Here is an 11,951-nt window from a genome sequence, read left to right as displayed (position 1 = left end):
TGAACCGCCGTATACGGATCCGTACGTACGGTGGTGTGAGAGGACGGGAGTTAATCGCTCCCTCCTACTCTATTTTTTAGCGTCTACCGCGTCTATTGTTGCATGGATTGAATGGCTGACCACACATTGTTGTTGTTTCACAGCATTCATTCATCACCGATTGCGTATGCGGGAAGTAATGTTGATTGTTAATCATTTGACGATTAACAACAGTTAAATGGGATGGATGAACGTGTGGTACGACCGTATTTGTCACATTTGTTTGCACGTACTGACGAGTTGGTGAAACAATTGGTTGAGTAAATTGCGTTGGTCCAACTTGTGTTGGTAGGTATTGCGCGTTTCCTCCAACCATTGGATTGTTACCCCATGCACCAAAGCCCATGTTGTTGCGATTGCCACCTCTATTAGGGAAATTGCCCCCAAATCTATTAACCATTTTGAGCCCCTCCTTTTCACTGAAATAGTAAGTCATATTTAACATATGAAAAAAGATGAGGTTGTTCTATAGTTATGCCTATTGTGAAGTAGAAAAAAGAGGAGGGTTACGGTAATCCTTTCCATCTAACGTTGAAATGGAGCAATTAAACAAGGCATATTTTAATCATTACCTCAAATTGAAATCAAAAATCCACTTTAAAAGTAAAATATAAACGATAATGTTGCTGCTTCGTTTTACAGTATATCTATGTTAAATAGACTACTTTCACATCCTCCGATTTTTTATGTTCACAAGTGAAAAAGAATTAACCATAAAAAGTACAGGTTTGTTGTACAAGTATATTGTTAAGAAAATTATCTGGAAGGCAAATATATAAAGTGCTGAATAAAAGGTATATAACAAAAATATGTATAAAAAGTTTAGAATGCGCATAAAAGCGTTGCTATTTCGATGTAATTTTTAGGGTATAACTACCATTTTTATGTGATAATCTCTTGTTTTATTTAATTATAATTGAAAAAAGATGGATAATTAATACGTTCGTTAATTTTTCTTAACATAAAAAATAAGAGGTATATGCTATGATTTTTGTAAGAATTTTAGAAAAATAAGAGAGGAGAAAGATAGATGATAGAAAAATTTAAACGCTTTTTTATACTTGTAGTAATTTTGATATTGGTGATGCCCTCATTTTCTAATGAAACGCTTGTCTTTGCTAATATGAATGATAATCGTCAGCTTTTATCATCCGCTCCATTAGATGAGAATAGAGTGATAATTATGGGTGGAAATAATGGTATTAATCATCTTACCTCATCTGCGATTTACAATTTAGCTACGGATAGCTGGACCATAGCAGCAAATATGAATACAGCTCGCTTTGCTCATGCAGCTGTAAAGCTTCAAAATGGAAAAATTTTAGCGATAGGGGGCAATAATTTCTCTGATGGAGTTTTGCAATCAACTGAAATATATGATCCGCTAAATGATACATGGACCACTGGTGCACCGATGTTGATGCAGCGTGCTAGCCATACAGCTGTTACTTTGCCAAACGGGAATGTATTAGTAATAGGTGGTGGAAATCATAATAATGGGGATTTGAAATCAACTGAGATTTATAATCCAACTACAAATACTTGGACAGTTGGACCAGATATGAAAGCAACAAGAAAGGAACATAGTGCGGTGCTACTGGATGACGGTAATGTCATGGTAATAGGGGGCACAATAAATGGCTCAATGTCAAATAGCGTTGAAATATATAATCCTACGCTTAATAGCTGGTCAGATGGAGTTAGTTTGCCACAGCCTAGATATATGACATCTGCGGCAACTATGGCGGATGGTAGGGTATATGTAATAGGAGGCTTTGATCTTAATTATACACCGCTACGTTCTGCGGCTGTGTATGACCCAGAAACAAATTCATGGATGACAAATCCTACATTTATGAATACAGGTCGTCTAGGTCATACTTCCTCTACATTAGCAAATGGAAAGGTCATTTTTGTTGCAGGTGGTGCAGGGAATTCAGGTCCTACAAATAGCACTGAGGAGGTTGAACCGAGCTTACGCACATATAAACCACAGGCTAGTGTAGCTGCTGGAAATGTGGCGTGGGGCACGGAAGTTACCTTAAACTCAAAATCGCAGGGAGCTACTATTTATTATACAACAGATGGAAATGAGCCAACGATTCATAGTGCTGTCTACAATGAACCAATTGAAATTGACCATGCAATGACGATTAAGGCACTTGCTATTAAGGATGACTGGCTAGCAAGTCAAGTAATGTCTGAAAGCTACAATGTTACAGCTGTTGATAGTACAATTAATCCTACTATAGCAAGCTTTGATAAAAATGCTGCTAATAGTGCAGATGTGATGACGACGATGGCTCTTAATGGCAACACATTGGCAAGCATTGCAAACGGCATTGATATACTAGTGGAAGGTACTGACTATTTTATTGATGCACAAAACAATGTCACAATTACAAAAAATTATTTATCTTCACAGCAAGTTGGGACAACCAATCTGACCTTTACATTTAGCTATGGCTTACCAATGAATCTAGCTATAACAGTTCAAGATACAACCGTAGTTAACACACCACCTACTATTGCGGATGAGACAAAGGTAACGCTTGCTAATACATCTGTTTCTGGTATAGCAAGTGGATACGATGCAGACAGTCATACATTAACATTTAGTAAAGTTAGCGAACCGACAAATGGAACAGCAACGGTGAGTGCTGATGGGGCGTGGATTTATATACCGAATAACGATTTTATAGGAGTTGATACTTTTACAATCCAAGTAGACGATGGTCATGGTGGAATTGATATAGGTACAGTGACGATTCATGTTATGCAGCAACCTGTCTCGACCTTTACAATGACATATGATGGGAATACAAGTACAGGTGGAAGTGTTCCGATTGATACGAATCAGTATGTACCAGGAGCGTTAGTGACAGTAGCTGGTAATGTTGGTGATTTAGAAAAAAAAGGTTACAAGTTTATTGGGTGGAATACAAAAGCTGATGGTACTGGTATAAGCTATGTAGCTAATAATACATTTGCAATTGGCAGTACAAATGTAATCTTATATGCGAAATGGGAAGCAATAACGCCTCCGTCTAATCCATATCCAAATGAGAATGGTGGCGCTACAAGCCCTGCTTTACCTACTTCGACAACAGAAATGATTGCGATAAATGTGGATGGGGAGAATGGCTTTAATTTAGCTAAAATGCTAATTACTCGAACAACAGAGCCAGATGGAACAATAGAAGATAAAATATCCATAACAGAGACAATCGCAAAAGAGATAGTACAAAAGGCAAGTGAGCTAGGTATTGATACAGTGCACATTGTTATTCCAGATAATGAGGATAAAGTGCAGGAAGTGTTGATTGAGATATCTAAGCTAGCATTAGAAGAATTAAACAAAGGTAATTTAAAGCTTGAAATTGTCACAGCGAATGCGGTAATGTCAATTCCAACAACATCTCTGGCAAATTTCAATGATGATTTATATTTTAGAATAATTCCAATGAAATCAGCAGAGGAAAAGAAAAATCTTGAAAATCGGGCGAAGTTAGAAGAAATTGTACGAAGTGTGGCTCAAGACAAATCTGTACAGCTAGTAGGACGACCAATGGAAATTTCAACAAATATGCAAAATAGAGAGGTATCCATCGTTCTTCCATTAAAGGAAAACCTATCATCAAATGTAGAAGAACGTGCAAAGGTGCTCGCTAATTTAGGGATTTACATTGAGCACAGTGACAGTACAAAGGAATTAATTCAGGGCACAGCTGTGAAAATGAATGATGGTGCTGAGGGGGTACAATTTACAATTAATAAATTCAGTACGTTTGCCGTCATTTATTTAGGAGAAAAGCAGCAAAATCATACACCAACTATACGACATGAAGCGTATATTAAAGGCTATGGTACAACATTCCGACCAAATGAGTATATTACAAGGGCTCAAATGGCTACAATGCTTGGCCGTAATTTGAACATTGTATCCACAATCGTTTCCGATTATTTGGATGTTCCTTCAACACATAATGCCTATCAAGAGATTATAAAAGTGAAGCAAGCAGGTATTATGACGGGGATAAATAGCAATGAATTTAATCCGAGTGGCTCAATCACACGTGCACAAATGGCGGGAATAGCATATCGTTGGATAAAAAATGAATGTCAACGTGATGACAATGCATTTGATAGTTGTGGCAAGTTCACATCCACCTACAAAGGAAGCTATAAGGATGTTCCAACAACACATTGGGCATTTGAGTCCATTCAATTTATGAAGGAAGTTAACTTTATGATTGGCTATGAAGATCAGACATTCCAACCAAATGAAAAACTAACAAGAGCGCAGGCAGTGAAAGTATTAAATCGCTTATTCAAACGTGGGTCATTAACAGGTATAACGACACCGACATTTCTTGATGTTCCAATGACACATTGGGCATTTGGGGAAATTGAAGAAGCGGTAAGCAGCCATGAAGTAAAGTTCGATGAGCGCAATCATGAAGTTTTAAAATAAGAAAAATAAAAGGATTGACTTGAAATGTATGTTCAAGCAATCCTTTTTGCAGTTTCTAACAGATTATAGTGATGGTATAGTTTTATTTAGAGAAATAGTAAAGAAAGGCTATTTCACTTGAGTAAAAAAATCTCACAGGCATGTGGAAATGCTAACAAAAAATATACTATGGGTGTAAAGGAATTTGTTCTGAATCCTTCATCAACATAAAATTGTTTTTCATTTTGGTATTTAAAATATAGGAGGTAAATTTTTTATATGACACAACCAACAAAATTAAACAAAGTAGTGCTGAGCAAATGATGATTGCTTATTATTTATTTAGCAGTTATTTGCTAGGAACAATCATGACAGCATGGCTTGTAGGGAAGTACTATGGTCTTTCGCTACAGCAACAGCATAGCGGTAACCTTGGAGCACGCAATGCAGGACGTGCGCTTGGCAAAAAAGGATTTATTTTGACGGCAATTGGAGATGGCTTAAAAGGTGTAATTGTTGTGTTGATCGGGCGTTATGCAGGGTATGAGGCTAACATTATTACATGGGCAGTATTTTTTGTTTTGCTTGGGCATCTGTATCCTTTTTGGTTGCGCTTTAAAGGGGGGAAAGGGGTTGCAACGATAGTCGGAGCGCTTGTTGCATTAAATTTTCTCTACTTTAGTATATTTGTTATTAGTTTTATAGCTGGGTCCTATTTGCTAAAAAGTGCAACATTTGGGTTGTGTATTGCGTTGGTTATATATAGTAGTATTGTTATTTTCGCTGATGTGTTACCAGCAACACTTCTTTGTAGCGTTGCACTTGTTTTATGGAAGCATCGGAAAAATATAAAAGAAAGGCTGGTATAATATGTATTGGTGTAAAATAGCGACATCTGAAAAAGAATTTGAAGAAATCGCTGCATTAAATTACGCAACATTTGTAGAGGAGATTCCCCAGCATCCAACAAATGCAGCACGTCATCTAGTAGATAAATTTCATACAGAGAATACATATCTTGTTGTTTATAAGGAACAACAATTGATTGGTATGTTAGCTTTGCGTGATAAACGTCCATTTTCAATAGATGAAAAAATCGGTATTGTTGAAAACTATTTAACAGCTGAAGATTGCGAGAAGCTTTGTGAAGTGCGACTCTTGGCGATTAAAAGGCAATATCGCAATGGGCGTGTGTTTTTTCGTCTTGCACAGGCATTAGTAAATTATTTATTTGAACGGCGTTACACAGCCTGCGTGATTTCAGGGACAACGAGAGAACAAAAGCTATATAAGCAAATGGGCTTTCAGCAGTTTGCAGAGGCTGTTGGAACAAGCGAGGCATTATTTTTACCAATGGTATTAACGAGGGAAGGGAGTGCACCATTACGACAGCGATTAAGGCGTGATGCATGCACCTTTTACCCAGGGCCAGTATTACAGCAGGAGCCAATTGTGCATACAGATTTATCACATCGTTCCTACGCCTTTCAACTATTATTTGAAGAGTTACAGCAACGTTTATTAGCATTGGCACATGCAAAATATGTAACGACACTTGTTGGAACGGGGACATTAGCGAATGAGGCAATGCTAGCACAATTAAAATCTGATTTTTCAGGGAGCAAAGGGTTAATTATAACAAATGGTGAGTTTGGTGAACGCTTAGCACGGCAAGCAAAGCAGCAGCAAATGACATTTGATGTACTAGCTTTTGACTGGCAGGAGTCATTTGATTTAGCACATATTGAAGAGCTGCTTGAACGAGGGGAGTATAAATGGCTACTCTATACACATGGCGAAACATCAACAGGAATGTGTAATGGTGAAGAGCTAACGCTGCTTGCTGAACGTTATAATGTGGCGCTATGTGCAGATTGTATTAGCTCATTTGGGGCATTGCCATTTTCGTTAGCAGCATTTTATTTGGCAACAGCTGTTAGCGGTAAAGCAATTGGGGCACTAAGTGGACTGTCTTTTGTGTTCTCGAATCATCAGCCACAGCCTAGCGATGCACCGCTCTATATTAATTTGGCACATTATGGTCAATTGCACATTCCATTTACCTTGCCAGCAGCTCTTATAGCTAGCACATTAGCTTCTTTGCGCAACTACCCTGTGCGATTTGAGCTGCTAGCAGAGCGCATGAAAAGGCTAGAAGCATGGTCATGCTACCAGCAATATGCATCAAAAATAAACCCTTACCCAATGATTGCAACATTTAAGCTGCCGCATGAGCTATGCCATTTAGCTGACGATTTAAAGCTGAATGGCATTCATTTGCATGATGAAAGTGGTTATTTGCAAAGTAGAGGTTTCGTGCAAATAAGTGTCGTTCAACCTTATTTTGAAGAAGCATTTACGAAGCTAACAACGATATATAAATATTATCAATTGCTCGATTAAATGTAGAAAAGCTGTAAGAAAGTAGCTGTTAAGCTGCTTCCTTACAGCTTTTTGCAATTTTAGCTTATGAAACATGAAAACAATGGAGAAGCTATAACTAGCAATAAAGTGGTATGAGGAAAAACAGACTCACTTTTTGTGAATTTTGAACAAGATGAGTGAGGTAATACATGAATCAAAATAAAATGATTAGTATATTGCATGTCATACTTTTAATGATGACAGTTATTGGGTTGAAAAATCATGTAACGATTCTTCCACCTTTAATAAACAAAGCAGGACGAGATGCATGGATGTCCGTGTTTTTATCAGTTATTGCTTTATTACCGTGGTTATTACTGCTTATTTACTTGCACAAGCAAATCGGTAAGACGCCTTTTCGAGATTGGCTATCAGAAAAAGTAGGAAAAGCATGGGAGAAAATAATTGTCTATATATTTGTAGTCTATTTAATGTTGATAGCAGCTTTCACATTACGGGAAACAATGCAGTGGGTGAAAGTAACCTTTCTACCTGAGACGCCTGAGCTGCTGCTACTTTTAGTTTATATTGCTCTATGTATTTTTTTAGCGGCGGCAGGTGTTCAGGGCATTGTGATTGTCAATGTGATTGTGCTAGCAGGCGTCGTATTTTTAGGTTTTTTTGTAGCATTTGTCAATATTAAGGTAAAAGAATATGAGCTATTAATGCCTTTTTTAGAGCATGGTATTTCCCCTATTTTATATGCTGCAGTTTATCCGGCATCTGGCTTTGTTGAGCTGTTTTTTATATTGCTCATTCAAAGTCAAATAAAAGAGCGTATAAAATGGCCCTATTTTGGTGTGATTGTGTTCATTTTACTAGGATTGACACTTGGTCCCCTAGTTGGTGCTATCGCAGAATTTGGACCTGCTGAAGCTAAAAATCAATACTATCCAGCATATGAGGAATGGCGGCTTGCCTCCATTGGACGCTTTGTTGAGCATGTGGACTTTTTCTCTATTTATCAATGGCTTACAGGTGCTTTTATGCGCATTGGTTTTATTTTATTTATAATTATTCATTTACTACGTTTAGATGGTCAAAGAAAGCGTATATTAAAAATTATATTACCAGCGTTTCTTGCGATTAGCTTGCCATTATTTTTGTTCAATGATCGCACATTTCTTCAAATAAAAAGTGAGTATTTTTTAGTTAGTACCTTTGTTTTCTTCTTTATATGGGGAATTATACTGACGCTTATTTCATTGAAAAAAACGAAAAAAATGCCAAAAAAGAAGGTGGAGCAATGATATGCAACAAAAAATAACGGAGATGGAGCTGCGCCAATTATTTAATCAAACAGCCGATGTGCAGTTTCAAACATACCAGTTCCAATCATCGACAGTGAGTCTCATTACATGCGAGGCTATGATTGATACGCATTTATTAAATGAGGTTGTTGTCCCACGTGTGAAAGCAGTTGGTCAGCAGCAAGATGAATCAATCGAAGCGCAGTTATATGTACCTGGCTTACAGCGGGTAGAGTCTTTGTCAGAGGTCGTAACACTTGTTTTCACAGGCTTTGTTGTTATTTATTTTGAGCAGCAGCAACTGCTTTTTTCAAGCAATATTGCTAAAAAACCGAACCGAAATCCCGAGGAAACCAATTTAGAAGTGCTTGTTAAAGGTCCACGTGATAATTTTATTGAGGACATTGGGGTTAATATCGCCATTATTCGTAAGCGTTTGCCAACAAATTCGCTTTCAGTTGAGAAATATACGGTAGGAAGACGTTCGAAAACAACAGTCGCACTTTTATATATGAACGATATTGCGAATGATAAAATATTGCAGGGGATACGTAAGCAAATTAAGGAAATTGATACAGATGTCATGATAAGTGCGGATTTATTAATGGAGCGCATTACTGGAAAGGGAAAATTAATACCTCGCACCACGAATACAGCAAGGGGGGATTTTGCTGTTCAGTCATTAGTGAGTGGGCGCTTTTTAATATTAGTCGATGGTGTTTCTTATTCGGTCATTTTTCCAATTAATTTGTTTATGCTATTGAAAACAAGTGAAGATAATGAATATCCAGTAATATTTAGCTCATTCGAGCGGCTATTGCGCTTAGTAGGTATTTTATTCGGGTTGCTGCTCCCAGCCTTTTGGTTAGCGCTGACAACCTTTCACCAAGAGCAGCTCCCTTTTCAGTTGCTAGCAACAATCGTGCAATCGAATCGTGGCTTACCATTGCCATCAGCGCTGGAAATGCTATTAATGCTATTAATGTTTGAGCTTTTTCGTGAGGCGGGTTTGCGCTTGCCTAGCATTATTGGCGGAACAATAAGCGTTGTAGGTGGTCTGATTATTGGCGATGCAGCGATACGAGCAGGTGTGACAAGCCCTGCCATGATTGTCGTTATTGCGATTTCTACCATTGCGACCTTTACACTCGTCAATCAAGCGCTTGTAACAGCGGTCAATTTGTTGCGCGTTTGCTTTATTTTAGTTACAGCAGTATGTGGCTTGTTTGGTTTTTTTGTCTGTTTATATATGCTGCTTACTTATTTAGCGGGTATACGACTCTTTGGTATTCCTTATTTAAATATCGCTACAGATTTAAAATGGGAAACGGTAAAGAAAACTTTAATACGTGAGGTTCCTCAGCAGAAGGCAATGCGTCCAAATGCTTTACATTTAAAGGATAAAACAAAGGGAGGCAAAAAATGAAAAAGAGTTTATGTTTTTTCGTTTTATGTAGTCTTTTGTTAGCCTCATGCTGGGACAATAACGAGCCAGAGCGAATGCTGTATATTCACGGAGTAGGTGTTGATTACAAAGATGGTCAATTTGAAATTTATGCGCAATTATTAGATTTCTCAAATATTGCACGCTCAGACCAACCAAGCACTGATGCTATTCAAATAGAGGTCGGTCATGCGACAGGTAAAACAATTGATGAGGCGGCAGTCAATTTATATCGAGCTGTTGACCAGCGAATTTTGTGGGGACATTTATCCTACGTAGTATTTTCAAATCAGTTGTTGAAAAGCTCTCACTTAGAGCAGGCAATTGATTCATTTGTACGCTATCGAGAAACGCGCTATACGATGTGGGTTTACACGACTGATGAGCCGTTGGACGAGCTGTTGCTCGTTACACCTATTTTAAATAAAGGGATGACTTATTCAAGGCTTGCAGATCCTTTAAATTCTTATTATCAAGAGTCTTTTATTGAACCGATTAGTTTACGTACAATGCTTATCCATTTAGACGAGCCAGGTCATGAGGTAAATATACCATTTGTTGTTTCAGGAGATAGATGGGAGACGCCAAAAGGTGTTGATCCTGTATATGAAATGCAAGGTATTAGTGTTATCACGAAATCGCAATTGAAGGGCTCCTTGTTTGATGCTGATGCAGAGGGGCTACGTTGGATGACCAATGAGACAGCACGGGCGCAAATTACGCTGGAAAATGATGATGATCAAAAGTCGTATACGACAATTATTGTAGATAAAGTAAAGCGTAAAATTACCCCTGTTGAAGAAGGTGGACAACTACGCTTTGATATCTCAATCGAAGTAGATGTAACGACAAGTGGAAAAGACGGACGAAAAGGTGAGGAAAAACTAAAGAAGGAAATAACAGGGCAAATAAAAAAAGAGGTCGAACGCACTTATACAAAAGGTTTAGAGCAAAACATGGATGTTTATAGATTATCTGAGCAAGCATACCGAAAAAAGTTGAAGGCATGGAAAAGGCTGAATGACAATGGGCGAATTCAGTTAACAGAGCAATCTATCCGAAAGCTAGATGTGAGCATCAAAAACATTAGAACAGAGCGTACAACGAGACATTAGAGTTAAAATGAATAGGCTGCTTGGAAAGGATATTAGATTTTTTCGACAGCCTATATACATATTGAAAGGCGAGGCTTCCTGTTGTCCAATAAGCTGCTGACATGTAAAATGATGATGAGGATAATCCAGATGTTACCGTAACGGGAGTGAATAGTTTGAAAAAAAAGAAGCAACAAATACGACGACAGGATAATGTAATACTGTTTCCCGGTGTAGGTGAACGATTATTGGAACAGGCGCATGCTTATGCAGAAAGCTACCAATACGATTTGGCCTGTGAAGCATTTGCGGAGGCTTTACGTTATATAGAGGGCGATGAAATTTCCTTAAGTGTCTACGCTTATTCGCTCTATGAAATACGCGCATTTAAGCAGGCTAAAGAAGTTTGTGAGGAGCTTTTAGCAATTGGTCCAACGATGTATTTTGAAGCAATGGAGCTATACTTAACGATTTCTATGCAATTGAGAGAATTTAAGCAAGTCGAAAAATTAATTGAAACATTGCTTGATGAAGATGCCATCCCAGAAAATCAATTAGAAAAATTCCAGCGACTAAAAAATTTGAATGCAGAAATCGCAAATAATCAACTGCTTCAGCAGGAAGCTCAACAGCAAAATAATGCAGAATTTTCAATTGCCCATTTCTTGCAGCTCTCTCAATATGAGCAGCTACAAGTGATTTATCAATTAACAGATACAAACATTCGTCCAATTGTACAGCCGCTTATACAGGTCATAGAAAATGAAGCGATACATCCATTCATTCGAAGCTTGACATTAATTTTGCTTGTTGAACAGCAAGTTAATACAGAAGTTTTTATTGAAAAATTTCAGCAGCAGCGCACAGTTAATCCAGCTGATCTAGCAGTGCCAACAGAATTGCCGCAATATAAAGCGATTGAAGCAAATATCAAGGCGCGCTTAGAGAAAGACCCAACAACGCTAGAGATGGTGCAGCAATTGCTTGCAAAGCATGCGATTGTGACATATCCTTTTGAATGGTTAGCGTATGATGCTGAGGATGTGGCACAGAGCTATATTGATTATGTGCATATGCTTTTTGGTCAAGTGCAAGAAATGGATTACGAAATTATTGAATTTTTGCAACAACTCGAAACATTTTCAGAATTACATTAAACATGTGAAAAAAGTTGAAACATTATACATCTATGATATACTTAAATGGTTGTAGAAACTGTATAAAACAATATGTTTGTAAACAGAGCA

The 11,951-nt window shown here is 37.7% G+C and carries 8 protein-coding genes; 7 read left to right on the top strand and 1 reads right to left on the bottom strand.

Annotated elements, in window-relative coordinates; all coding sequences use genetic code 11:
• Positions 1–76: 76 nt before the first annotated feature.
• Entirely contained in the window at positions 77–439 is a 363-nt protein-coding gene (locus tag M3Z76_RS15065; RefSeq protein ID WP_293928624.1) for a CotD family spore coat protein, read from the bottom strand.
• A gap of 630 nt (positions 440–1,069) precedes the next feature.
• On the opposite strand from M3Z76_RS15065, the gene M3Z76_RS15060 reads away from it, so the two are divergent.
• The 7 genes from M3Z76_RS15060 to M3Z76_RS15030 all read left to right on the top strand — a co-directional run bounded on the left by M3Z76_RS15060 (position 1,070) and on the right by M3Z76_RS15030 (position 11,861).
• Complete coding sequence (locus M3Z76_RS15060; RefSeq protein ID WP_293928622.1) at positions 1,070–4,513, top strand: S-layer homology domain-containing protein; 3,444 nt, start codon at positions 1,070–1,072, stop codon at positions 4,511–4,513.
• Between the two features lie 299 nt (positions 4,514–4,812).
• Complete coding sequence (locus M3Z76_RS15055) at positions 4,813–5,361, top strand: glycerol-3-phosphate acyltransferase (protein ID WP_293928620.1); 549 nt, start codon at positions 4,813–4,815, stop codon at positions 5,359–5,361.
• Between the two features lies 1 nt (position 5,362).
• Positions 5,363–6,895: an aminotransferase class V-fold PLP-dependent enzyme gene (locus M3Z76_RS15050; protein ID WP_293928618.1), complete on the top strand. Its 1,533-nt coding sequence runs from the start codon at positions 5,363–5,365 to the stop codon at positions 6,893–6,895.
• A 170-nt stretch (positions 6,896–7,065) separates the two neighbouring features.
• A complete protein-coding gene (locus tag M3Z76_RS15045) occupies positions 7,066–8,166 on the top strand; it encodes an endospore germination permease (RefSeq protein WP_293928616.1) in 1,101 nt (366 codons plus the stop codon).
• A 1-nt stretch (position 8,167) separates the two neighbouring features.
• The gene (locus M3Z76_RS15040) at positions 8,168–9,592 is read left to right on the top strand and encodes a spore germination protein (protein ID WP_293928615.1); all 1,425 of its coding nucleotides are present in this window, start codon (positions 8,168–8,170) and stop codon (positions 9,590–9,592) included.
• Entirely contained in the window at positions 9,589–10,725 is a 1,137-nt protein-coding gene (locus M3Z76_RS15035; RefSeq protein ID WP_293928613.1) for a Ger(x)C family spore germination protein, read from the top strand. The genes M3Z76_RS15040 and M3Z76_RS15035 overlap by 4 nt, the downstream gene beginning before the upstream one ends.
• 155 nt (positions 10,726–10,880) lie before the next feature.
• Positions 10,881–11,861 (top strand): tetratricopeptide repeat protein, encoded by a 981-nt coding sequence (locus tag M3Z76_RS15030; RefSeq protein WP_293928611.1) that lies wholly within the window; start codon positions 10,881–10,883, stop codon positions 11,859–11,861.
• The last annotated feature ends 90 nt before the right edge of the window (positions 11,862–11,951 follow it).

Source organism: Metasolibacillus sp. (assembly GCF_025291715.1).
GTDB classification, from domain to species: domain Bacteria; phylum Bacillota; class Bacilli; order Bacillales_A; family Planococcaceae; genus Metasolibacillus; species Metasolibacillus louembei.
Note: the sequence above shows the minus strand (reverse complement) of the source record. Positions and strands in the feature narration are given on the sequence as shown.

Coding starts and splice junctions, on each gene's coding strand:
- M3Z76_RS15065 (WP_293928624.1), bottom strand. CDS start 439: ATGGTTAATAGATTTGGGGGCAATTTCCCTAATAGAGGTGGCAATCGC.
- M3Z76_RS15060 (WP_293928622.1), top strand. CDS start 1,070: ATGATAGAAAAATTTAAACGCTTTTTTATACTTGTAGTAATTTTGATA.
- M3Z76_RS15055 (WP_293928620.1), top strand. CDS start 4,813: ATGATGATTGCTTATTATTTATTTAGCAGTTATTTGCTAGGAACAATC.
- M3Z76_RS15050 (WP_293928618.1), top strand. CDS start 5,363: ATGTATTGGTGTAAAATAGCGACATCTGAAAAAGAATTTGAAGAAATC.
- M3Z76_RS15045 (WP_293928616.1), top strand. CDS start 7,066: ATGAATCAAAATAAAATGATTAGTATATTGCATGTCATACTTTTAATG.
- M3Z76_RS15040 (WP_293928615.1), top strand. CDS start 8,168: ATGCAACAAAAAATAACGGAGATGGAGCTGCGCCAATTATTTAATCAA.
- M3Z76_RS15035 (WP_293928613.1), top strand. CDS start 9,589: ATGAAAAAGAGTTTATGTTTTTTCGTTTTATGTAGTCTTTTGTTAGCC.